General features: G+C 53.1%; 18 protein-coding genes, 1 tRNA gene and 3 rRNA genes. 14 read left to right on the top strand and 8 right to left on the bottom strand.

Features of this window, described 5'->3' with window-relative positions:
• Nucleotides 1-35: 35 nt before the first annotated feature.
• The 5 genes from EoCCA6_RS05990 (at nt 36) to EoCCA6_RS05970 (ending at nt 6504) form a co-directional block, all read left to right on the top strand.
• Nucleotides 36-1577: ribosomal RNA gene (locus EoCCA6_RS05990) — 16S ribosomal RNA — on the top strand.
• Between the two features lie 84 nt (nt 1578-1661).
• Nucleotides 1662-1737 (top strand) — tRNA-Glu (locus EoCCA6_RS05985).
• 185 nt (nt 1738-1922) lie between these two features.
• A 23S ribosomal RNA gene (locus tag EoCCA6_RS05980) occupies nt 1923-4826 on the top strand.
• Nucleotides 4827-4892: 66 nt separating this feature from the next.
• Nucleotides 4893-5008, top strand: a 5S ribosomal RNA gene (gene rrf / locus EoCCA6_RS05975).
• The 16S, 23S and 5S rRNA genes sit together here with 1 tRNA gene alongside, the layout of an rRNA operon.
• Nucleotides 5009-5208: 200 nt before the next feature.
• Complete coding sequence (locus tag EoCCA6_RS05970; RefSeq protein WP_152081899.1) at nt 5209-6504, top strand: MFS transporter; 1296 nt, start codon at nt 5209-5211, stop codon at nt 6502-6504.
• On the opposite strand, the gene EoCCA6_RS05965 is transcribed toward EoCCA6_RS05970, so the two are convergent.
• The 5 genes from EoCCA6_RS05965 to trxC form a co-directional block, all read right to left on the bottom strand.
• On the bottom strand, nt 6501-6824 hold the full coding sequence (locus tag EoCCA6_RS05965) for a YfiM family lipoprotein (protein ID WP_152081898.1): 324 nt from the start codon (nt 6822-6824) through the stop codon (nt 6501-6503). The two genes, EoCCA6_RS05970 and EoCCA6_RS05965, sit on opposite strands and share 4 nt — an antisense overlap.
• 48 nt (nt 6825-6872) lie before the next feature.
• The gene (pssA, locus tag EoCCA6_RS05960; protein WP_152084405.1) at nt 6873-8228 is read right to left on the bottom strand and encodes a CDP-diacylglycerol--serine O-phosphatidyltransferase; all 1356 of its coding nucleotides are present in this window, start codon (nt 8226-8228) and stop codon (nt 6873-6875) included.
• 110 nt (nt 8229-8338) lie between these two features.
• Nucleotides 8339-11002: a bifunctional acetate--CoA ligase family protein/GNAT family N-acetyltransferase gene (locus EoCCA6_RS05955; RefSeq protein WP_152081897.1), complete on the bottom strand. Its 2664-nt coding sequence runs from the start codon at nt 11000-11002 to the stop codon at nt 8339-8341.
• A 35-nt stretch (nt 11003-11037) separates the two neighbouring features.
• Nucleotides 11038-11736 carry a tRNA-uridine aminocarboxypropyltransferase gene (gene tapT, locus EoCCA6_RS05950; RefSeq protein ID WP_152081896.1) on the bottom strand — a complete coding sequence of 233 codons (699 nt, stop codon included), beginning with the start codon at nt 11734-11736 and terminating at the stop codon, nt 11038-11040.
• Between the two features lie 69 nt (nt 11737-11805).
• On the bottom strand, nt 11806-12225 hold the full coding sequence (gene trxC, locus EoCCA6_RS05945) for a thioredoxin TrxC (RefSeq protein ID WP_152081895.1): 420 nt from the start codon (nt 12223-12225) through the stop codon (nt 11806-11808).
• 204 nt (nt 12226-12429) lie between these two features.
• Between trxC and EoCCA6_RS05940 the strand changes: the two genes are divergently transcribed.
• Complete coding sequence (locus EoCCA6_RS05940; protein WP_152081894.1) at nt 12430-13512, top strand: tRNA/rRNA methyltransferase; 1083 nt, start codon at nt 12430-12432, stop codon at nt 13510-13512.
• 42 nt (nt 13513-13554) lie between these two features.
• Here the strand turns inward: EoCCA6_RS05940 and ung are convergent, their stop codons facing one another.
• Entirely contained in the window at nt 13555-14244 is a 690-nt protein-coding gene (gene ung / locus EoCCA6_RS05935; RefSeq protein ID WP_152081893.1) for a uracil-DNA glycosylase, read from the bottom strand.
• 313 nt (nt 14245-14557) lie between these two features.
• Here ung and grcA point away from each other — a divergent pair, with 313 nt between their 5' ends.
• Nucleotides 14558-14941, top strand: coding sequence for an autonomous glycyl radical cofactor GrcA (grcA, locus tag EoCCA6_RS05930; protein WP_008502190.1), 384 nt, complete (start codon nt 14558-14560; stop codon nt 14939-14941).
• A gap of 54 nt (nt 14942-14995) precedes the next feature.
• On the opposite strand, the gene srmB is transcribed toward grcA, so the two are convergent.
• Nucleotides 14996-16324, bottom strand: a complete 1329-nt coding sequence (srmB, locus tag EoCCA6_RS05925) for an ATP-dependent RNA helicase SrmB (RefSeq protein ID WP_152081892.1) — start codon at nt 16322-16324, stop codon at nt 14996-14998.
• A 132-nt stretch (nt 16325-16456) separates the two neighbouring features.
• Here srmB and trmN point away from each other — a divergent pair, with 132 nt between their 5' ends.
• Nucleotides 16457-17194 carry a tRNA(1)(Val) (adenine(37)-N(6))-methyltransferase TrmN gene (gene trmN / locus EoCCA6_RS05920; protein ID WP_152081891.1) on the top strand — a complete coding sequence of 246 codons (738 nt, stop codon included), beginning with the start codon at nt 16457-16459 and terminating at the stop codon, nt 17192-17194.
• Here the strand turns inward: trmN and nadB are convergent.
• Entirely contained in the window at nt 17179-18798 is a 1620-nt protein-coding gene (gene nadB / locus EoCCA6_RS05915) for an L-aspartate oxidase (RefSeq protein ID WP_152081890.1), read from the bottom strand. The two genes, trmN and nadB, sit on opposite strands and share 16 nt — an antisense overlap.
• Before the next feature lie 345 nt (nt 18799-19143).
• On the opposite strand from nadB, the gene rseD reads away from it, so the two are divergent.
• From rseD to lepA, 6 genes are all read left to right on the top strand, one after another.
• Nucleotides 19144-19227, top strand: coding sequence for a rpoE leader peptide RseD (gene rseD / locus EoCCA6_RS21640; protein ID WP_232623276.1), 84 nt, complete (start codon nt 19144-19146; stop codon nt 19225-19227).
• Nucleotides 19224-19799, top strand: coding sequence for an RNA polymerase sigma factor RpoE (gene rpoE, locus EoCCA6_RS05905; RefSeq protein WP_006176728.1), 576 nt, complete (start codon nt 19224-19226; stop codon nt 19797-19799). Before rseD ends, rpoE begins: the two co-directional genes overlap by 4 nt.
• A gap of 31 nt (nt 19800-19830) precedes the next feature.
• The gene (gene rseA, locus EoCCA6_RS05900; protein WP_152081889.1) at nt 19831-20481 is read left to right on the top strand and encodes an anti-sigma-E factor RseA; all 651 of its coding nucleotides are present in this window, start codon (nt 19831-19833) and stop codon (nt 20479-20481) included.
• A complete protein-coding gene (gene rseB, locus EoCCA6_RS05895) occupies nt 20481-21434 on the top strand; it encodes a sigma-E factor regulatory protein RseB (protein WP_152081888.1) in 954 nt (317 codons plus the stop codon). The genes rseA and rseB overlap by 1 nt, the downstream gene beginning before the upstream one ends.
• Nucleotides 21431-21907, top strand: a complete 477-nt coding sequence (gene rseC, locus EoCCA6_RS05890) for a SoxR-reducing system protein RseC (protein WP_152081887.1) — start codon at nt 21431-21433, stop codon at nt 21905-21907. The genes rseB and rseC overlap by 4 nt, the downstream gene beginning before the upstream one ends.
• 185 nt (nt 21908-22092) lie before the next feature.
• On the top strand, nt 22093-23892 hold the full coding sequence (lepA, locus tag EoCCA6_RS05885) for a translation elongation factor 4 (RefSeq protein ID WP_152081886.1): 1800 nt from the start codon (nt 22093-22095) through the stop codon (nt 23890-23892).
• Nucleotide 23893: the final 1 nt, after the last annotated feature.

Genomic DNA, 23893 nt, shown 5'->3' with positions numbered 1-23893 from the left:
TTCATTACGAAGTTTAATTCACGAGCATCAAACTTAAATTGAAGAGTTTGATCATGGCTCAGATTGAACGCTGGCGGCAGGCCTAACACATGCAAGTCGAGCGGCAGCGGAAAGTAGCTTGCTACTTTGCCGGCGAGCGGCGGACGGGTGAGTAATGTCTGGGAAACTGCCTGATGGAGGGGGATAACTACTGGAAACGGTAGCTAATACCGCATAACGTCGCAAGACCAAAGAGGGGGACCTTCGGGCCTCTTGCCATCAGATGTGCCCAGATGGGATTAGCTAGTAGGTGGGGTAACGGCTCACCTAGGCGACGATCCCTAGCTGGTCTGAGAGGATGACCAGCCACACTGGAACTGAGACACGGTCCAGACTCCTACGGGAGGCAGCAGTGGGGAATATTGCACAATGGGCGCAAGCCTGATGCAGCCATGCCGCGTGTATGAAGAAGGCCTTCGGGTTGTAAAGTACTTTCAGCGGGGAGGAAGGTGTTGTGGTTAATAACCGCAGCAATTGACGTTACCCGCAGAAGAAGCACCGGCTAACTCCGTGCCAGCAGCCGCGGTAATACGGAGGGTGCAAGCGTTAATCGGAATTACTGGGCGTAAAGCGCACGCAGGCGGTCTGTCAAGTCGGATGTGAAATCCCCGGGCTCAACCTGGGAACTGCATTCGAAACTGGCAGGCTGGAGTCTTGTAGAGGGGGGTAGAATTCCAGGTGTAGCGGTGAAATGCGTAGAGATCTGGAGGAATACCGGTGGCGAAGGCGGCCCCCTGGACAAAGACTGACGCTCAGGTGCGAAAGCGTGGGGAGCAAACAGGATTAGATACCCTGGTAGTCCACGCCGTAAACGATGTCGACTTGGAGGTTGTGCCCTTGAGGCGTGGCTTCCGGAGCTAACGCGTTAAGTCGACCGCCTGGGGAGTACGGCCGCAAGGTTAAAACTCAAATGAATTGACGGGGGCCCGCACAAGCGGTGGAGCATGTGGTTTAATTCGATGCAACGCGAAGAACCTTACCTGGTCTTGACATCCACGGAAGTTTTCAGAGATGAGAATGTGCCTTCGGGAACCGTGAGACAGGTGCTGCATGGCTGTCGTCAGCTCGTGTTGTGAAATGTTGGGTTAAGTCCCGCAACGAGCGCAACCCTTATCCTTTGTTGCCAGCGGTTAGGCCGGGAACTCAAAGGAGACTGCCAGTGATAAACTGGAGGAAGGTGGGGATGACGTCAAGTCATCATGGCCCTTACGACCAGGGCTACACACGTGCTACAATGGCGCATACAAAGAGAAGCGACCCCGCGAGGGCAAGCGGACCTCATAAAGTGCGTCGTAGTCCGGATTGGAGTCTGCAACTCGACTCCATGAAGTCGGAATCGCTAGTAATCGTGGATCAGAATGCCACGGTGAATACGTTCCCGGGCCTTGTACACACCGCCCGTCACACCATGGGAGTGGGTTGCAAAAGAAGTAGGTAGCTTAACCTTCGGGAGGGCGCTTACCACTTTGTGATTCATGACTGGGGTGAAGTCGTAACAAGGTAACCGTAGGGGAACCTGCGGTTGGATCACCTCCTTACCTTAAAGAACCTGCCTTTGTAGTGCTCACACAGATTGTCTGATGAAAAGTAAACAGCAAGGCGTCTTGCGATTGAGACTGTACGTCCCCTTCGTCTAGAGGCCCAGGACACCGCCCTTTCACGGCGGTAACAGGGGTTCGAATCCCCTAGGGGACGCCACTTGCTGGTTTGTGAGTGAAAGACACAGCCAACCGATATCTCAAAACTGACTCACTGAGTTACGTTTGAGATATTTGCTCTTTAAAAATCTGGATCAAGCTGAAAATTGAAACGACACACAGTTAATGTGTGTTCGAGTCTCTCAAATTTTCGCAATCATGAAGTGAAACATCTTCGGGTTGTGAGGTTAAGCGACTAAGCGTACACGGTGGATGCCCTGGCAGTCAGAGGCGATGAAGGACGTGCTAATCTGCGAAAAGCGCCGGCGAGGTGATATGAACCTTTGACCCGGCGATGTCCGAATGGGGAAACCCGGTGCACTACGGTGCATCATCACAGCATGAATACATAGTGCTGTGAGGCGAACCGGGGGAACTGAAACATCTAAGTACCCCGAGGAAAAGAAATCAACCGAGATTCCCCCAGTAGCGGCGAGCGAACGGGGAGCAGCCCGGAGTCTGAATCAGCTTGTGTGTTAGTGGAAGCGTCTGGAAAGTCGCACGGTACAGGGTGATAGTCCCGTACACGAAAGCACATATGCTGTGAACTCGAAGAGTAGGGCGGGACACGTGGTATCCTGTCTGAATATGGGGGGACCATCCTCCAAGGCTAAATACTCCTGACTGACCGATAGTGAACCAGTACCGTGAGGGAAAGGCGAAAAGAACCCCGGCGAGGGGAGTGAAAAAGAACCTGAAACCGTGTACGTACAAGCAGTGGGAGCACCTTCGTGGTGTGACTGCGTACCTTTTGTATAATGGGTCAGCGACTTATATTCTGTAGCAAGGTTAACCGAATAGGGGAGCCGCAGGGAAACCGAGTCTTAACTGGGCGTTAAGTTGCAGGGTATAGACCCGAAACCCGGTGATCTAGCCATGGGCAGGTTGAAGGTTGGGTAACACTAACTGGAGGACCGAACCGACTAATGTTGAAAAATTAGCGGATGACCTGTGGCTGGGGGTGAAAGGCCAATCAAACCGGGAGATAGCTGGTTCTCCCCGAAAGCTATTTAGGTAGCGCCTCGTGAACTCATCTCCGGGGGTAGAGCACTGTTTCGGCTAGGGGGCCATCCCGGCTTACCAACCCGATGCAAACTGCGAATACCGGAGAATGTTATCACGGGAGACACACGGCGGGTGCTAACGTCCGTCGTGAAGAGGGAAACAACCCAGACCGCCAGCTAAGGTCCCAAAGTCATGGTTAAGTGGGAAACGATGTGGGAAGGCACAGACAGCCAGGATGTTGGCTTAGAAGCAGCCATCATTTAAAGAAAGCGTAATAGCTCACTGGTCGAGTCGGCCTGCGCGGAAGATGTAACGGGGCTAAACCATGCACCGAAGCTGCGGCAGCGACACTATGTGTTGTTGGGTAGGGGAGCGTTCTGTAAGCCGTTGAAGGTGGCCTGTGAGGGTTGCTGGAGGTATCAGAAGTGCGAATGCTGACATAAGTAACGATAAAGCGGGTGAAAAGCCCGCTCGCCGGAAGACCAAGGGTTCCTGTCCAACGTTAATCGGGGCAGGGTGAGTCGACCCCTAAGGCGAGGCCGAAAGGCGTAGTCGATGGGAAACAGGTTAATATTCCTGTACTTGGTGTTACTGCGAAGGGGGGACGGAGAAGGCTATGTCGGCCGGGCGACGGTTGTCCCGGTTTAAGCATGTAGGCGGAGGTTCCAGGTAAATCCGGTACCTTTTAACGCTGAGGTGTGATGACGAGGCACTACGGTGCTGAAGTGACAAATGCCCTGCTTCCAGGAAAAGCCTCTAAGCATCAGGTAACACGAAATCGTACCCCAAACCGACACAGGTGGTCAGGTAGAGAATACCAAGGCGCTTGAGAGAACTCGGGTGAAGGAACTAGGCAAAATGGTGCCGTAACTTCGGGAGAAGGCACGCTGATATGTAGGTGAAGCCCCTGCGGGTGGAGCTGAAATCAGTCGAAGATACCAGCTGGCTGCAACTGTTTATTAAAAACACAGCACTGTGCAAACACGAAAGTGGACGTATACGGTGTGACGCCTGCCCGGTGCCGGAAGGTTAATTGATGGGGTCAGCGGCAACGCGAAGCTCTTGATCGAAGCCCCGGTAAACGGCGGCCGTAACTATAACGGTCCTAAGGTAGCGAAATTCCTTGTCGGGTAAGTTCCGACCTGCACGAATGGCGTAATGATGGCCAGGCTGTCTCCACCCGAGACTCAGTGAAATTGAACTCGCTGTGAAGATGCAGTGTACCCGCGGCAAGACGGAAAGACCCCGTGAACCTTTACTATAGCTTGACACTGAACACTGGTCCTTGATGTGTAGGATAGGTGGGAGGCTTTGAAGCGTGGACGCCAGTCTGCGTGGAGCCGCCCTTGAAATACCACCCTTTAATGGCTGGTGTTCTAACGTGGACCCGTAATCCGGGTTGCGGACAGTGTCTGGTGGGTAGTTTGACTGGGGCGGTCTCCTCCCAAAGAGTAACGGAGGAGCACGAAGGTCAGCTAATCCTGGTCGGACATCAGGAGGTTAGTGCAATGGCATAAGCTGGCTTGACTGCGAGCGTGACGGCGCGAGCAGGTGCGAAAGCAGGTCATAGTGATCCGGTGGTTCTGAATGGAAGGGCCATCGCTCAACGGATAAAAGGTACTCCGGGGATAACAGGCTGATACCGCCCAAGAGTTCATATCGACGGCGGTGTTTGGCACCTCGATGTCGGCTCATCACATCCTGGGGCTGAAGTAGGTCCCAAGGGTATGGCTGTTCGCCATTTAAAGTGGTACGCGAGCTGGGTTTAGAACGTCGTGAGACAGTTCGGTCCCTATCTGCCGTGGGCGCTGGAGAACTGAGGGGGGCTGCTCCTAGTACGAGAGGACCGGAGTGGACGCATCACTGGTGTTCGGGTTGTCATGCCAATGGCACTGCCCGGTAGCTAAATGCGGAAGAGATAAGTGCTGAAAGCATCTAAGCACGAAACTTGCCCCGAGATGAGTTCTCCCTGAGACTTAAAGTCTCCTGAAGGAACGTTGAAGACGACGACGTTGATAGGTCGGGTGTGTAAGCGCAGCGATGCGTTGAGCTAACCGATACTAATGAACCGTGAGGCTTAACCTTACAACGCCGAAGATGTTTTGGCGGTGAGAGACGATATTTTCAGCCTGATACAGATAACAGAATTTGCCTGGCGGCTGTAGCGCGGTGGTCCCACCTGACCCCATGCCGAACTCAGAAGTGAAACGCCGTAGCGCCGATGGTAGTGTGGGGTCTCCCCATGCGAGAGTAGGGAACTGCCAGGCATCAATTAAGAAGAACCCCGTACCGTAAGGTGCGGGGTTTTTTGCTTTTATGGCCCTTCTCCGAATCCCTTATCCTGCTAATGAAATATGTGATCCTGATCTCAATGTCAATTATAACAAAATTATAACATTTCATTTACGAAGCAATTGAGTCCTCTATGGCTCAGCACGCCGTTTTTTATGGCAGGAGCATCATCACAATGACAGAAAGTATTACAACACACGGGACACTGGTTAACAGTGATACCCGTAGAAGGGTATGGGCAATCATCAGTGCCTCTTCAGGGAATCTGGTTGAATGGTTCGACTTCTATGTTTATTCATTTTGTTCACTCTATTTCGCCCATATTTTTTTCCCATCAGGAAACACGACAACGCAACTTTTGCAAACGGCAGGGGTTTTTGCCGCAGGTTTCTTAATGCGCCCTATTGGTGGCTGGATGTTCGGGCGCATTGCCGATCGTCGCGGACGTAAAGCCTCCATGCTGATCTCGGTCTGTATGATGTGCTTCGGTTCTCTGGTGATCGCTTGTTTACCGGGCTACGACGCCATCGGTACATGGGCACCCGCTCTGCTTTTACTGGCTCGTTTGTTCCAGGGACTGTCAGTTGGTGGAGAGTACGGCACCAGTGCTACTTACATGAGTGAAATTGCACTGGAAGGGCGTAAAGGTTTTTACGCCTCCTTCCAGTATGTCACGCTCATAGGGGGTCAGTTGTTAGCCATCCTTGTTGTGGTGATCCTTCAGCAGATCCTGACAGACGATCAACTCCACAGTTGGGGATGGCGTATCCCTTTTGCAATGGGAGCCGTACTGGCGATCGTTGCGCTCTGGTTGCGTCGCCAGCTAGATGAAACCTCCCGAAAGGAGGTCAGGACGCTGAAGGAAGCAGGAACATTCAAAGGGCTCTGGCGTAACCGCAAAGCCTTTCTGATGGTGCTTGGCTTCACAGCAGGTGGTTCTCTCAGTTTTTATACTTTCACCACCTATATGCAAAAATATCTGGTGAACACGACGGGAATGCACGCTAACGTCGCCAGTGTGGTGATGACGGTGGCTCTGTTCGTCTTTATGCTCATACAACCTCTTATTGGTGCACTTTCCGATAAAATTGGCCGACGAACGTCAATGCTGATTTTTGGTGGATTGTCCGCGTTATGTACCGTACCCATTTTGTCCGCGCTTCAACACGTCTCTTCACCGTATGCAGCATTTGCGCTGGTGATGGTAGCGATGGTGATTGTCAGTTTCTACACGTCTATCAGTGGGATACTGAAAGCAGAGATGTTCCCGGCACAAGTTCGTGCCCTCGGTGTGGGTCTTTCTTACGCGGTAGCGAATGCGTTGTTTGGCGGGTCTGCAGAGTACGTTGCGCTGTCACTTAAATCATGGGGTAGCGAAACGACTTTCTTCTGGTATGTCAGCGTGATGGGCGCTCTGGCATTTATTGTTTCCCTGATGCTGCATCGTAAGGGCAAAGGCATCCGTCTTTAATAATGCGCCAGCTGCCACACGGCGTAGCCGGTCGTTGCACCGGCTACGTCCCACGCAAAATCTTTCCAGCTCCAGCCACTCCCCGCCGGGCGGCTGTCCCAAAATTCTTTGGATGCGCCAAGGCTGACAGAGAACATAAAGCCGATAGCTGCGCTGCGATCCCGGTTGTAGCCCTGGCGTTGAGCTACTTCATTACCGGCAGCGGAAAGCATTGCTGAAGCAATAAAGTGTTGGGCTTTATCCTGACCAGACCAGCTATCGTTTGCCATATGGCTGCAGCCATTCAGACAAAGGGTTGTCAGCAGGAGATAAATACGCATCACAACAGGCTCCATAAAAAAAGCCCTGTCGTCGACAGGGCCTGAGCGTTACAAAATGCGGCTGATAAGGCGGTCAATACGGATGCGGCGTAAGCGTCGAATAAGTTTTCGGACTTTCACCGGATAATCAGCAATGCTCTGAAGATCGCGATAATGCTGAACCACAGTCGTATGAGTGCGAATAAGCTCCAGCTCACGCTCGCGTTTTGCGGCTAATTCATGCTGCGGATCGTGGATCAGGATGGCATTTTCCAGGTCCAGACGCCATGCGCGAGGGTTCAGGTTATTGCCGGTCAGCAGCATCCACTCGTCATCAACCCACATGCCTTTGAGATGGTAGCTGTTATCTTCATCTTTCCAGAGACGAACAATCAGCTGATCAGTATTCACGTAATACTGTAAACGGCTCAGGAAACGACGCAGGTTGATCTCGTAAAGATAAGGTAACGCGCCGATGATTTTGAAGGGCTGATCTTCCGGAATGAAGAAGTCGTTTGCCGTTTTATCACCAACGATGATCTCCACTTTTTTACCATTGCGCAGCAGTTGAATGATATTACGCACCAGCACAGCAGGAAGGTTGAAGTACGGCGTACAGATCGTGAGCTTCTGTTCCGCGCATGGCATCAAATGGAAGATTGTTTTGTTCAGCAGGCTTGATTTGCCTAACCCTACCAGAGGCGTAACGGATAACTCTTCGTTATTAGCGTTACCCTGGAAATGATAGACCGCGTCGCGTAATTCCTGACGGAAAGAGCGGACATCATTTTTAATTTCCGGGCTTTTGGGACGATGAAGATCGTCAAGACGGTTAACTCCGCGGCCGTGTACCAGATTCTTATCAACCCAGTTAAACATAATGTCCGCCATCTGAGGATTGCGAATCAGGTGGTAGCGGTCGTAGCGGTATTTATCAAGCTGATGCAGGTAAACATCATTAATGCTCGCGCCACTATAAAGAACGCTGTCATCGATGATGAACCCTTTGAAATGCAGTACGCCGAGCGCTTCACGGGTATTTACCGGGACGCCGTAAACCGGAATATCGACACCAGGGTTCTCCTGAGCCGTGCGGCAATACCAGTCAGCATTTGTGTTTGAGGCGGCAGCGCCGATGCGGCCACGCTGTGCACGGTGCCAGTCAACCAGCACGCGAACATCCAGTTCCGGACGCTGACGTTTAGCTTCATAGAGCGCATTCAGAATTGCACGCCCACCTTCATCTTGTTCAAGATACAGTGCCACAATGCAAATGCGTCGCGTGGCGCTGGCAATCTTTTCCAGAAGCGTCTCCCGAAAATGCGCGGGGGCGTAAAAGAACTCTACATCATCAACTGACTGAGAAATCTTCGGTAGTTGAGCAAGGTGTTGTTGATGTTTATTACGCTTAAATTTTGACAACATCACAGTGCGTTTCTTCTCTGTTCATTGAAGGGTTGTCTGTACCATGCAAACAACATAAGCGGACAATGATACCACCAGTGCCGTCCAAAGTGGTTAACATTTCCAGTAGCTTACTCTTGTTTATCCGATGATGTCAGGTTGAGAGACAGAGAAACGATGCCTTCATCCAGCTGGATATCAACGTCAAAACCGAGTTTTCGCGCCAGGGTTACCATGCCCCGATTATTTGGCATAGTAATGCCATTCAGGCGCAATAATCCGTGATCGCGCGTATAACTGATGAGTTTCTCCAGCAGTCGTCTGCCCAGACCAAGACCTTTGAGATCGGAACGCACCAGCACCGCAAACTCCGCATCCACGTTATCCGGGTCAGAAATCGCGCGCGTCACGCCGAGGATTTCGTCCCCCTGGTCTGAACGACGAACGGCCACAAACGCCATTTCACGATCGTAGTCGATCTGGGTCATATTGGCTAAATCATCGTGAGTAAATTCATTGATTTCGCTGAAGTAGCGATAGTAAAGATCTTCTTTGGTGACCTGCGAGATAAACATCCGCAGCTGCGGTTCATCTTCCGGCAGGATAGGGCGAAACAGCGCCCGTTCGCCATTTTTCATCTCAACCCATTCTTCAAGACGCAGAGGATAAGGACGGATGGCAAGGCGACTTTCCCTGTCCCCTTCGAAAGGCGCAATATCCAGCGTAACGTCCAGTGCCGTAAATTCATTGCCGGAAGCGAGCAGCGGGTGAATATCCAGTCGCTTGATCTCGGCGCAATCAATTATCAGGTTAGAAACCTGCACCAGGAACTGGCTTAACCCGGCAATATCGAGCGGGCGCAGGGCGCTCCGGCCACGGATCTTTTTACTCTTGATAGCCTGGATAATCAGATAGCGCGCCAGGTTCATGTTCAGCGGGGGCAGCGCTACAACCGCCTGTTCCTCAGGCTGCCATTCGACGCCGCCTTCACCGAGCATGATGAGCGGACCAAAGACCGGATCATGTTCTACAACCACCCGGAGTTCCTGCGCGCCTGCACGGTTCGCCATGCTTTGCACCAGTAACCCGTGGATTCTGGCCTGTGGCCAGGTCATTTTGACGCGATCGATAATAGCGTCAGCCGCTTGCTGTACTTCAGCTGCAGTGCGCAGATACAGCATCACGCCCTGAACATCCGACTTATGCGGGATATCCGGAGAACGAAGTTTCAGCGCAACCGGATAGCCAATTTGCTCTGCGATATGAACCGCCTCGGCGCTGTCGCTGGCAATCCAGGTCGGAAGCGTTTGCATCCCATAGCACCCAAGAATAGGTTGTACCTCGTGCGTATCCAGCGAGGTTGCGCCTTCTTCAATTGCCTGCTGCAACAGCCTGTGCACATCCACTGACCTGGCTGTCAGGTTACCGGGCAGGGCAGGCGTTTCACGCAGCTGTTTCTGGTTACGGCGGTACTCCACCATATGCATAAACGCGGTAATGGTGCCCTCCGGCGTACGGTATGTCGGTAGCCCGGCTTCACTGAACAGGCGGCGAGCCTCCTGCGAGGAAAATTCACCGCACCAGTTGGTTAACAGTGTTACATATTTACCGCGAGGATGGTTGCGTACTGCCTCAATGAGCGCGCGCGCGCTTTCACTGCCTGGCGCAACCGCGCTGGGCGAATGGATGATCATCAGCGCATCGAAATCCTGGCTGTCCAGCAAAATGGAGATTGCCTTAATGTAGCGCTCGCTGCTTGCATCATCGCGCAAATCGAGCGGGTTGCCGGGAGAAACGCTGGTCGGTAGCGCCTCACGCAGACGCTGGAGTGTCTCCTCACCCAATGTCGCCAGTTTCCCGTTGCGTAACCACAGCTCATCCAGCGCCAGTGCGGCGGGGGCGGCACCGTTACTTACAATCATTAACTTCTCGCCGCGTAAAGGACGCATATGGCTTAACGTCTCGACGGCGGAAAAGAGCTCATGGGTATCCTGTACACGCAGTAAACCAGCGCGCTGTATCGCCGCATCCCAGGCAGGGTCCATGCCCGAATGGGAGTGCAACAGACGCTGTGCCGCAGGGCTGCGGCCGCTTTTAATGACCAGAATAGGTTTATTGCGGGATGCACTACGCGCGGCTGACACAAAACGGCGCGCATCACTTAAATGCTCAAGGTAGAGCAGGATAGCGCTGGTTTTGCTGTCACGAGCCAGAAAATCCAGCAGCTCATCAACGTCGATATCCAGGCTGTCACCCAGGGCGATAAAGTAGGAAAATCCCATCTCACGCTGTTGTGCCCAGTCGAGGATCGTATTTGATACCGCTGCTGACTGAGAAATAAAAGCGAGTTTGCCTTTGCTGATCGGCACCGGGGAGAAACTGGCATTCAGCCCTTGCCAGGGAGCAAGCAGCCCCAGGCTGTTTGGGCCAAGAATGCGCATTTGATAACGACTGGCGCAGGCAAGCAGCTCAGGCTGCTGTTCAGGCGGAGACGAGAGAATAATGCAGGTTTTGCATCCTTTCTGACCAAGCGACTCCAGTAATTCCAGATTTCGTTTCGCATGCGTACACAAGACGGCGAGATCCGGCACGAAAGGCAGGCTTTGTACGTCTGGCCATGCCAGCACGCCCAGCACGGCCTTGTAAGCGGGCGTAACGGGCAACACAGGGCCATTAAATCCACCCGCCAGCAGGTTACGCATCATCAGATAACCTGCGCGATCCGGTTTCATTGAGGCACCGATAACGGCAATGGATTTAGGGCGTAGTAGCGCTTCTAACCCTCGCTGGCTCATGCAGACCTCCTGTGGATGCAAGCGACCTGATGATTTTAAACGCTTTCTGCCTCTGCTGCTGTGACGCTGCCCTTATGAACGGTTTTTCCCGCCAGGTAGCGCTCGCGAAAACAGGAAAAATGCGCCCCCAGTGCGCGGGCCGCCGCGGTATCTCCTGCCAGATCCAGCAATGCAATCGCCACTTCCGCGGTGCAATATTGCCCGTCAGCATGGGCTTCACGCAGGCGATAGGCCGAAACGCGCGAGAGATCGACGGAAATGACCGGAAGGGCGTCGAGGTAAGGGCTTTTGCGGAACATCTTTCTGGCTTCGGTCCAGGTGCCGTCCAGCATAATAAACAATGGCGGTTTACCTGACGGCGGCGCAGAAAGGACCTGGCGATTTTCACCGGCATAGGAGGCAGGAAAAACGACCATCGGTTGATAAGCCGGGTTTGCAACTAAATCGAGCAATGCCTGAGGTGGCTCCGTGCGTGACCACTGGAACGCGGCGGTATCCGGCAGAATATCGGCGATAAGACGCCCCGTGTTGCTGGGTTTCATCGGCTCCGTATCGAACATGACCAAACAAAAACGGCTCTCCGCTGTACTCGGGGCAAGCGTCTCGCAGAGGCAGACCTTAAGCGGCAGCAGACAGCGCTGACAGCGGCGAATACGATTGCCACGGGCAAGAAACGGGCGCGTAGAGCGTGCAAGGCGTTCGGCGCGTAATTGAAGAACAGCGTTATCAGTCATGGGCGAAATACAGAGAAAACCCTATTTTCGCAGAGGCAGGTACGGGGCACAAGGTGTGCCCCACGATTGTTACAATGACTCGTTTAACCAGCTTTCAAAAGGCGCTTTTGGCACCGCGCCGTTGAGCATGTCGATAACCTCGCCATTTTTAAAAATCATAATGGTCGGGATACTGCGAATACGAAAACGTGCGCTCAGCTCGCGTTCGGCTTCGGTGTTCACCTTAACGAAGCGCATTTTTCCACTGCGCTCTTCTGCCACATCTTCAAAAATTGGTGCGAAGTTGCGGCAAGGGCCACACCAGGGTGCCCAGAAATCAACAACCACCGGAAGATCATCCTTGAGGAGTTTGTCCAGCGTAGCACCCGTCGCATTAATCACATCGCCATCAAATAATTCATGGCCACAACGCCCGCATTTCGCTCCATCATCCATCCGATCGTCCGGGATGCGATTAAGAGCCTGACAGTTGGCACATACGGTATTCATAACTAACCTCTGATAGAGCCGTGGGACAGCGGCAGAATGCCGGTAATGTTTCTGATATGTTACATATTATCAGCGAGCTTGTTTGAAACGACAATGCGTTTTATTCAATGAGAACAATAGTCACAGGCTTTTGTACGAAATTATGGCTATGAGCTTGCACATCGGGTAATCTGCGCGCTTCGCGCAGCGCTGGTGGAGAAAAGCATGAACGACGAAATGAAAAACAAAAGCGGCAAGGTCAAAGTGATGTATGTCCGCAGTGATGATGACTCTGATAAACGCACCCAAAATCCGCGTACCGGAAAAGGTGGCGGGCGTCCGGCGTCTTCTCGTGCAGACGGTGGCCGTCGCCCCGCCCGCGATGACAGAAATAACCGCGGTGATGACCGCAAACGTGATGACCGTAAGCGTGACGATCGCAAACGCGATGATTTCTCACGAGACGTGTCTCCGTGGCGTACCGTTTCTCGCGCACCTGGCGATGAGACGCCGGAGAAACCCGATCACGGCGGGATCAGCGGTAAAAGTTTTATCGACCCGGAAGTTCTGCGCCGTCAGCGTGCAGAAGAGACCCGCGTGTATGGTGAGAACGCTTGCCAGGCCCTGTTCCAGAGTCGCCCGGAGTGTATCGTTCGCGCATGGTTTATCCAGAGCGTCACTCCGCGCTTTAAAGAAGCGCTGCGGTGGATGGCCGCGAACCGCAAAGCCTACCACGTGGTTGATGATGCCGAGCTGACGAAAGCCTCCGGTACTGAACACCACGGCGGCGTCTGCTTCCTGATCAAAAAACGTAACGGGACTACCGTTCAGCAGTGGGTGAGCCAGGCGGATGCTGATGACTGTGTGCTGGCGCTGGAAGACGTGGGTAACCCGCATAACCTGGGCGCGATGATGCGTAGTTGCGCGCACTTTGGCGTGAAAGGTGTACTGCTGCAGGATGCCGCGCTGCTGGAATCCGGTGCTGCGATCCGTACTGCGGAAGGTGGAGCCGAGCATGTCCAGCCAATCACGGGCGACAGCGTGCTGGATGCCATTGAGCAGTTCCGTAAAGCGGGCTATTCCATTGTGACCACCTCCAGCCATGCCGGTACGCCGCTGTTTAAAGCGACGCTGCCACGTAAAATGGTGCTGGTATTAGGTCAGGAACGCGATGGTCTGTCAGATGCGGCGCTCTCCAGTGCGGATCTGAGCGTCTCTATCGACGGGACAGGCAACGTTGAAAGCCTGAATGTATCCGTTGCGACCGGCGTACTGCTGGCGGAATGGTGGCGACAGAATAAAGCATAATTTATGTGCATCTGTATGCCCGGTTCTCCGGGCATACAAAAATTACTCGCTTTCTGCCGGTAGCACAGGCATCCAGTCAATCGGCGTTTCGCCGCGTTTTTCCAGCCATTCATTCGCCAGAACAAAATGGTTACAACCAAAGAAACCACGATGTGCAGACAGTGGCGACGGGTGTGGCGCTTTCAGTACGTGGTGGCGCTGACGGTCAATAATCGCCCCTTTCTTCTGCGCATGCGATCCCCACAGTAAAAACACCACGCCTTCGCGATGCGCATTGATAAGGCTGATAACTTTATCCGTAAACGTTTCCCATCCCAGGCTGGCGTGGGAGTGCGCCTGCCCGGCGCGAACGGTCAGAACGGTGTTCAGTAACAGCACACCCTGGCGCGCCCAGCTTTCAAGATAACCGTGGTTCGGACGAGTAAATCCGGGCAAGGAATTTTCCAGCTCTTTATACATATTCAAGAGAGAAGGAGGAATGGCAATGCCCGGACGCACTGAGAATGCCAGACCGTGCGCCTGGCCGGGGCCGTGGTAGGGATCTTGTCCCAGGATAACCACTTTCACATCACCCAGTTCGGTATAACGAAATGCGTTGAAAACATCTTTCTGTGGCGGGTAGATCGTCTGGCCAGACTGCCGCTCGGCAGCAACCGTGCTAAGCGTATTGATAAAGTAAGGCTGCTGTTTTTCGTCGGCCAGCACGTCGTGCCATGTTAAAGGTGTTGTCATCTCGCTCTCCTGCGAATCTCATCTGCGCCTAGCTTAACCGTTAAATCCCGATGAGCAAAATTCCGTCCGGAAATTTTGTCTAACCTCTTAAATTTTATTTGAAAACATACAGCCTTGTTTGAGCTGGCTTATGATCAAAATTGATCTAAAACAATAAAATCAAACCACAATGTTTGTGTGGTTGGTGTTTTTGTTGATTTAAGTCAATAAAACGCCGGGGTGTGAATGATATATATACACGCAAGAAACAATGGTTTTACCAATTGGCCGCGAGAGGCCGACACCCGTTAATGTAGCCTAAGGGAGGCAACACATGATTACAGGTATCCAGATTACTAAAGCTGCAAATGACGATCTGCTCAACTCTTTCTGGCTGCTGGACAGCGAGAAAAACGAAGCGCGCTGTGTTGTAGCGAAAGCAGGTTTTGCTGAAGATGAAATCGTTCCGGTGAGCAAACTGGGCGAAATCGAATATCGTGAAATCCCAATGGAAGTGAAACCGGAAGTACGCGTGGAAGGGGGGCAGCACCTGAACGTAAACGTCCTGCGCCGCGAAACGCTGATGGATGCCGTTGAGCACCCAGAAAAATACCCGCAGCTGACCATTCGTGTTTCTGGCTATGCGGTTCGCTTCAACTCTCTGACCCCGGAACAGCAGCGCGACGTTATCGCGCGTACGTTTACTGAAAGCCTGTAAGGGTTTTTAGCCACGGGGGTGGAATAAAAAAGCCGGGGAATTCCCCGGTTTTTTTTACTCTTCAGTTTTCGTCTCTGGTGCCGCTGAACTTGGCTTACGACGCTTACCAATATTTTTGGTATCGCGGTGGCGCTGCTTCACGCGCGGCTTCTCTTTTTCTTTCTCTTTTCTCTCAGCGCGTTTCGCGAGTGCTTTTTTAGACGGTTTGCCCGTCATTTTTTCACTCGGTGCACGCGTGGTCGGGCGCAGGCCATCAATAATGCGGGACTTCAGCGGCTCGTCAACATAGCGGCCAATTTTCTGCAACAGCAGATAGTCATGCGCTTCGACCAGTGAAATGGCGATACCCTTGCGGCCCGCACGACCGGTACGACCAATACGGTGAAGATAGGTATCTCCACTGCGCGGCATATCGAAGTTAATCACGTGGCTTACGTCAGGAATGTCGATCCCACGCGCCGCGACGTCTGTTGCAACCAGAACATTCACCCGACCATCAGTCAGACGCTTAATGCCTTCGGTACGCTTAACCTGCGCCATCTCGCCTTCGAGGTAGCAGTTGTTGATCCCGGCGTTACGCAGCATCTCAGCCAGCTCATGCACACGCTCACGCTTACGCACAAACACGATGGTGCGGGTCGCGTCTTCCTGCTTCAGCAGGTGCTTGAGCAACTCAACCTTGTGTTCAAGGTTATCTGCACGGTAGTACCACTGGTGGATCTTTTTACGCTCACGCGTTGACGGCGTGGCGGAGACTTCCGCCGGATCTTCCAGCAGACGCTCAGCAAAGTCTTTGATCGCATCCCCTTCCAGGGTTGCAGAGAACAGCATCGTCTGGTTACGCCAGCGCGTTTCACCGGCAATATGTTCAATATCCTGTGCGAAGCCCATGTCCAGCATGCGGTCGGCTTCGTCGAGGATCAGCGTTTCAACCGCGCGGCAGTCGAAGTTCTCTTCTGTAATGTACTGCAGCAGGCGGCCCGTCGTTGCAACGACGATGTCCTGGTTTTCGCTGAACACTTCGGCGTGGTTCATATACGCAACACCGCCTGTGATGGTGGCGATATCCAGATGAGTATTCGCCGCCAGTTCGCGTGCGTGCTCGGCAACCTGCATTGCCAGCTCACGCGTCGGCGTCAGGATCAAAATGCGTGGTGGGCCTGATTTTTTACGTGGAAAATCGAGCAGATGCTGCAACACAGGCAGCAAGTAGGCTGCTGTTTTCCCCGTGCCGGTTGGCGCAGAACCGAGCACATCGCGGCCCTCAAGCGCAGGCGGAATGGCCGCGGCCTGAATGGCGGTCGGGCGTGTAAAGCCTTTGCTCTCAAGTGCTTTGAGCAGGCTTTCATCGAGTTCAAGTTCGGAAAAAGTCGTTACAGTCATGTTCTACCTCTGTGTGGGGCGCTGATTATAGACGTTACGGCTGTAATCTTCATCTGTTTGTATGGATATCGCTTTGCGACCACTTCGCTTTCCCCTATGCTACTCCAGTTTCACTTAGAAGGTTGCCCCGACATGTCTCAACTCAAAGCGCAATTGCGCCGCGATGGTTTCACCTTTAAACAGTTCTTTATTGCTCACGATCGCTGTGCGATGAAAGTCGGCACAGACGGTATTTTACTGGGTGCATGGGCACCTGTCGCAGGTGTTAAGCGAATTCTTGATATTGGCACCGGCAGCGGTCTGCTGGCGTTGATGCTGGCGCAACGCACGGAAGCGCATGTCACGATTGATGCGGTTGAGCTGGATGTGCAGGCGGCAGGGCAGGCGAGTGAAAATGCAGCCGAATCCCCGTGGGCGGACCGCGTCAGGGTAGCATGTGCCGATATACTGGAGTGGGCACCAGAACAGACGGCGCGTTACGATCTTATCGTCAGTAACCCACCTTATTATGAACCCGGCGTGGAGTGCGGTACGCCGGAGCGTGAGCAGGCCCGTTATACCGGTTCGCTCGATCATAAGGCGCTGTTAACCAGTGCGGCAGAGTTAATTTCAGAAGAAGGTTTTTTCTGCGTTGTCCTGCCGGAAAGTACCGGCAATAACTTTATTGATCGCGCACGAGAGATCGGCTGGAATTTACGTTTGCGTACCGATATTTCAGATACCGAAGGGCGTTTGCCGCACCGTGTTTTGCTGGCACTCTCCCCGAAAGAGGGGGAATGTTTCAATGACAGGATGGTGATCCGTGGGCCAGACCAGCGTTACTCTGAAGATTACACTGCTCTGACCCAGGCGTTTTATCTGTTTATGTGAACCAGCGGGGACAATACCGACGGGCCAGATTCGGCCAGCTGGTCAGGGTAGTCCAGCGTATAGTGCAGACCACGGCTCTCTTTACGCATCATCGCGCAGCGAACGATGAGTTCGGCAACCTGCACCAGATTGCGCAGTTCCAGCAGGTTATTGGAAACGCGGAAGTTTGCGTAATATTCATCAATCTCCTGCTGCAGCATCGTAATTCGGCGTAACGCGCGCTCAAGCCGCTTCGTCGTCCGTACAATCCCCACGTAGTCCCACATGAAAAGTCTCAGCTCATGCCAGTTGTGCTGGATAACCACCAGTTCGTCCGGATTCTCCACGCGGCTCTCATCCCAGGCAGGCAAACTTTCTGTTTTGCGGGCATAAGGCATGCGTTTACTAATATCTTCCGCAGCAGACCACCCGTATACCAGACACTCCAGCAGGGAATTCGATGCCATGCGGTTAGCGCCGTGTAATCCGGTATAACTCACCTCACCGATGGCATACAGGCCATCCACGTCGGTACGGCCATAATCGTCAACCATCACGCCGCCACAGGTATAATGCGCGGCTGGTACAATGGGGACCGGATCGCGAGTTAGATCAATTCCCAGGCTCAGCAATTTTTCGTAAATCATCGGGAAATGCTGGCGAATAAACTCAGCCGGTTTATGGCTGATATCCAGATACATGCAGTCCACGCCAAGACGTTTCATCTCATGATCGATAGCACGGGCAACGATATCGCGCGGCGCAAGTTCGCCTCTGGCGTCAAAGTCCGGCATAAAGCGGGAACCGTCGGGGCGTTTCAGATAAGCGCCTTCTCCACGCAGGGCCTCGGTGAGTAAGAAGTTACGCGCCTGAGGATGGAACAGTGCCGTCGGGTGGAACTGATTAAACTCCAGATTTGCCACGCGACAACCGGCGCGCCAGGCCATTGCGATACCATCACCGGAGGCAATGTCCGGGTTCGTGGTGTACTGGTACACCTTGGAGGCTCCACCTGTAGCCAACACAACCGCGTTTGCCCGGCAGGTTTCCACCTTCTCTTTATTACGATTCCACACCCACGCCCCCACCACGCGGCGTGTTCCGGGCAGGCCAATTTTATCGGAGATAATCAGATCAACCGCATTACTGCGTTCAAGTACCCGAATATTGGGATGGCTCATCGCTTTACTGACCAGCGTGGTTTCAACCGCTTTTCCGGTGGCATCGGCAGCGTGCAGGATGCGGCGATGGCTGTGTCCACCTTCACGGGTAAGGTGATAACTCTCTTCACCGTTGGGTTGAACCTGCGTATCAAATAACACACCCTGGTCGATAAGCCACTGGACGCAGTGTCGGGCATTACTGGCGACGAATTCTGCGGCATGTTCATCCACGATCCCGGCACCGGCAATCAGGGTATCTTCAACGTGTGAGGCAATGCTGTCTGTTTCATCAAACACGGCGGCAATACCGCCTTGTGCATAGAAGGTAGAACCTTCGCTCATCGGCCCTTTACTCAGCACGATCACGTTCTGGTGTTCGGCCAGGCGCAGGGCAAGGGAGAGGCCAGCAGCACCGCTGCCGATGATCAGTACATCACAATGAAGTTCTGGCGTTGTGTTCATGATGTTTGTTTAATTTACTAAACAGTGTTTGCTCAGAATAGCATTGTGACGGGAGATATCGCACGTTTTTTTTAAATGGAGTTATGGTGGCTAAACTCAACGCGAGAGGTAAATAAGAGGTAAATGAACGAAAATATTTTGCGAAGCAGATCGTTAGCTTCAGATTTTGTGGTGAAATAAAGGCTGTGTTGCGTTACTCTTCTGACGGTAAAAAGGCTGATTCTTGCCAGAAAGTGCTTACGTATCGTGAACAGACTTATAATGAGAGAAAATGAACGGTCTGCGGCGCGATGAACAAAAACAAAGGCGTGACGGAACTTATTGAAGAACAGACACTCTAAGTCGATGCTTGCTCAAGGTGCAGTGTTTTTAGAGTGGCGTTTCGATAACGCGTGGAATTTAGGTTTGGGGAGACATTACCTCGGATGAGCGAGCAGTTAACGGACCAGGTCCTGGTTGAACGGGTCCAGAAGGGGGATCAGAAAGCCTTTAACCTACTGGTGGTGCGCTACCAGCATAAGGTGGCAAGTCTGGTTTCCCGCTATGTACCGTCAGGAGATGTTCCTGATGTCGTACAAGAGTCTTTTATTAAGGCCTATCGTGCGCTGGATTCATTCCGGGGAGATAGTGCTTTTTATACCTGGCTGTATCGTATTGCAGTGAATACAGCAAAGAATTATCTGGTTGCTCAGGGCCGTCGTCCGCCTTCAAGTGATGTGGACGCTATCGACGCCGAAAACTTTGAAAGTGGCGGTGCGTTGAAAGAAATTTCGAACCCTGAGAACTTAATGTTGTCAGAAGAACTGAGACAAATCGTTTTTCGCACGATCGAGTCACTCCCGGAAGATTTACGCATGGCAATTACGCTTCGGGAGCTTGATGGTCTGAGCTATGAAGAGATAGCCGCTATCATGGATTGCCCGGTCGGTACGGTACGTTCACGAATATTCCGTGCGCGAGAAGCTATTGATAATAAAGTTCAACCGCTTATCAGGCGTTGACGATAGCGGGATACTGGAAAAGGTATTAGGCATGCAGAAAGAAAAACTTTCCGCTTTAATGGATGGGGAAACGCTGGATAGTGAGCTGCTCAATGAGCTGTCTCATTCTCCCGAAATGCAAGAGACCTGGGAGAGCTATCATCTCATCCGTGACACCCTGCGCGGTGATACCAGCGAGGTTCTCCATTTCGATATCTCAGCACGCGTGATGGCGGCTATTGAGAACGAGCCTGTTCATCAAACCACTCCGCTGATTCCTGAAGCTCAGCCCGCGCCTCATCAGTGGCAGAAAATGCCGTTCTGGAAAAAGGTGCGTCCGTGGGCCAGTCAGCTTACCCAAATGGGTGTCGCTGCCTGTGTATCGCTTGCAGTTATCGTTGGCGTCCAGCACTATAACACTCAGTCTGAAGCCAATCAGCAGCCTGAAGCGCCGGTGTTTAATACACTGCCGATGATGGGCAAAGCCAGCCCGGTAAGCCTGGGCGTTCCGGCAGATGCCTCCGCAAGTGGCGGACAGCAACAGCAGGTACAGGAGCAGCGCCGTCGCATCAATGCGATGTTGCAGGATTATGAGTTGCAGCGTCGTCTGCACTCCGAACAGCTTCAGTTTGAGCAGGCACAAACCCAGCAGGCTGCTGTGCAGGTGCCAGGAAACCAAACTTTAGGAACGCAATCGCAGTAATGAAGCAACTTTGGTTCGCCATGTCTTTGATGGCGGGTAGCCTGTTCTTCTCTGCCAACGCCTCGGCTGATGTTTCATCCGGGGCGTTGTTGCAGCAAATGAATCTGGCCAGCCAGTCACTCAATTACGAGTTGGCATTTATCAGCATCAATAAGCAGGGTGTCGAGTCGTTACGCTATCGCCATGCCCGTCTTGATAACCAGCCACTCGCCCAGCTTTTACAGATGGATGGTCCGCGCCGTGAAGTGGTTCAGCGTGGCAACGAAATCAGCTACTTCGAGCCAGGCCTGGAGCCTTTCACGCTGAATGGCGACTATATCGTTGATTCCCTGCCGTCGCTCATCTATACCGACTTTAAGCGCCTTGCACCTTACTATGATTTTATCTCCGTGGGACGCACGCGTATTGCGGACAGACTGTGTGAAGTGATCCGCGTAGTCGCCCGCGACGGTACGCGCTACAGCTATATTGTCTGGATTGATGCGGAGACCCGCCTGCCAATGCGCGTTGACCTGCTCGACCGCGACGGTGAGACGCTGGAACAATTCCGCGTAATCTCCTTCAGCGTTAACAACCAGGTGGGTAACAGCATGCAGAATCTGGCCAAAGCCAGCCTGCCTCCACTGCTTTCCGTACCTGCCGGTGATTCTGTGAATTTCAGTTGGGTGCCTTCCTGGATACCGCAAGGTTTTAGCGAAGTCTCCAGCAGTCGTCGCCAGCTACCGACCATCGAAACGCCTGTTGAATCGCGTCTCTATTCCGATGGTCTGTTCAGCTTCTCGGTGAACATTAACCGCGCAACGGCGAACAGTTCTGAACAAATGCTCCGTACCGGACGCCGGACGGTCAGCACTACGGTACGTGATAACGCTGAGATCACTATTGTCGGTGAGTTACCGCCACAAACGGCGAAGCGTATTTCTGACAGCATTAAATTCAGGGCCGCACAATGATTAAAGAGTGGGCCACGGTGGTATCGTGGCAGGATGGCATTGCGCTTGTCAGTTGCGATGTTAAAGCATCATGCAATAGCTGCGCGTCCAGAGCGGGCTGCGGTAGCCGCGTGTTGAACAAGCTGGGGCCACAAACCTCGCACACGATCTCTGTCCCAAGCGAGCAACCGCTGGTGGAAGGGCAGAAAGTCGAGCTGGGGATTGCGGAAGGCAGCCTGCTCAGTTCCGCCATGCTGGTTTACCTCTCTCCGCTGGTGGGCCTGTTTATGATGGGCGGCGTGTTCCAGATGCTGTTCGGCACCGATGTAGCTGCTATGTGCGGTGCTGCATTGGGGGGTACAGGCGGATTTTGGCTCGCCAAAGGTCTCTCTCCGAAGCTGGCCGCCCGTGAAGAGTGGCAGCCTGTTATCCTTAGCGTTGCGCTGGCACCAGACCAGCTTCGTGTAGAAACGCTCTCTTCTGAGGCCCGGTGATCCACCGGGCTTTATCATTATTTACATCTCAAAAATGAAAACGCCGTTTCTTCACGCTATACCTGGCTCTAAGTGCATTTCCAGGTGACGGAGATGTAGTGTAGAATGCTGCGTTTTCGCACTGAAAAACGTCAGGCTAAGAACAGCGGCCTCCAGGAATTCGTAAGGCATAATTATTTAACTATATGAAGAACATACGTAACTTTTCGATCATTGCTCACATTGACCACGGTAAGTCGACGCTGTCTGACCGTATTATCCAGATTTGCGGTGGCCTGTCTGATCGTGAAATGGCAGCCCAGGTACTGGACTCCATGGACCTGGAACGCGAACGCGGTATCACCATTAAAGCGCAGAGCGTGACGCTCGATTATAAAGCCTCTGATGGTGAAACCTATCAACTGAACTTTATCGACACCCCTGGCCACGTTGACTTCTCCTATGAGGTTTCACGCTCGCTGGCGGCCTGTGAAGGCGCGCTGCTGGTGGTCGATGCCGGGCAGGGCGTAGAAGCCCAGACTCTGGCGAACTGCTACACCGCGATGGAAATGGATCTTGAGGTTGTGCCGGTTCTCAACAAAATCGACCTGCCTGCCGCCGATCCTGAGCGCGTTGCGGAAGAGATTGAAGACATCGTCGGCATTGATGCGACCGATGCGGTGCGCTGCTCGGCGAAAACCGGCGTGGGCGTGCCGGATGTACTGGAACGTCTGGTGCGTGATATTCCGCCACCGGAAGGTGACCCTGATGCGCCGCTGCAGGCGCTGATCATCGACTCCTGGTTCGATAACTACCTGGGCGTTGTCTCACTGGTGCGTATTAAAAACGGCACTATGCGTAAAGGCGACAAAATTAAGGTGATGAGTACCGGCCAGGTCTACAACGCTGACCGCCTCGGTATCTTCACGCCAAAACAGGTCGACCGTACCGAGCTGAAATGCGGTGAAGTAGGCTGGCTGGTCTGCGCCATTAAAGACATCCTCGGCGCGCCGGTGGGCGATACGCTGACACTGGCCCGTAACCCGGCAGACAAAGCGCTGCCAGGCTTCAAAAAAGTGAAGCCGCAGGTATACGCCGGTCTGTTCCCGGTTAGCTCCGATGACTACGAAAACTTCCGTGATGCGCTTGGCAAACTGAGCCTTAACGATGCTTCCTTGTTCTATGAGCCAGAAAGCTCAACGGCGCTGGGCTTCGGCTTCCGCTGTGGCTTCCTCGGCCTGCTGCACATGGAGATCATTCAGGAACGTCTGGAGCGTGAATACGATCTGGATCTGATCACCACGGCACCAACCGTAGTGTATGAAGTTGAAACCACCTCGAAAGAAGTGATCTACGTCGATAGCCCGTCCAAGCTGCCGCCGCTGAACAATATTCAGGAGCTGCGTGAGCCAATTGCAGAGTGTCACATGCTGCTGCCACAGGAGTTCCTCGGCAACGTCATTACGCTGTGTATTGAGAAACGTGGCGTACAGACCAACATGGTTTACCACGGTAACCAGGTGGCGCTGACCTACGAAATCCCGATGGCGGAAGTGGTACTCGACTTCTTCGACCGTCTGAAGTCGACCTCTCGTGGCTATGCGTCACTGGATTACAACTTCAAACGCTTCCAGGCTTCCAACATGGTGCGTGTGGATGTGCTGATTAACGGCGAGCGTGTCGATGCGCTGGCGCTGATTACGCACAACGACAACGCGCCGTACCGTGGTCGTGAACTGGTTGAGAAGATGAAAGAGCTGATCCCGCGTCAGCAGTTCGACATTGCGATTCAGGCGGCCATCGGTAACCATATTATCGCCCGTTCTACCGTGAAACAGCTGCGTAAAAACGTTCTGGCTAAATGCTATGGCGGTGACGTGAGCCGTAAGAAAAAGCTGCTGCAGAAGCAGAAAGAAGGTAAGAAGCGTATGAAGCAGGTCGGTAACGTTGAGCTGCCGCAGGAAGCATTCCTTGCCATTCTTCATGTTGGTAAAGACGGCAAATAAC

This window comes from Enterobacter oligotrophicus (assembly GCF_009176645.1).
GTDB classification, from domain to species: domain Bacteria; phylum Pseudomonadota; class Gammaproteobacteria; order Enterobacterales; family Enterobacteriaceae; genus Enterobacter; species Enterobacter oligotrophicus.
The sequence above is the reverse complement of the archived record's forward strand: the minus strand, read 5'-3'. Positions and strand labels throughout refer to the sequence as shown.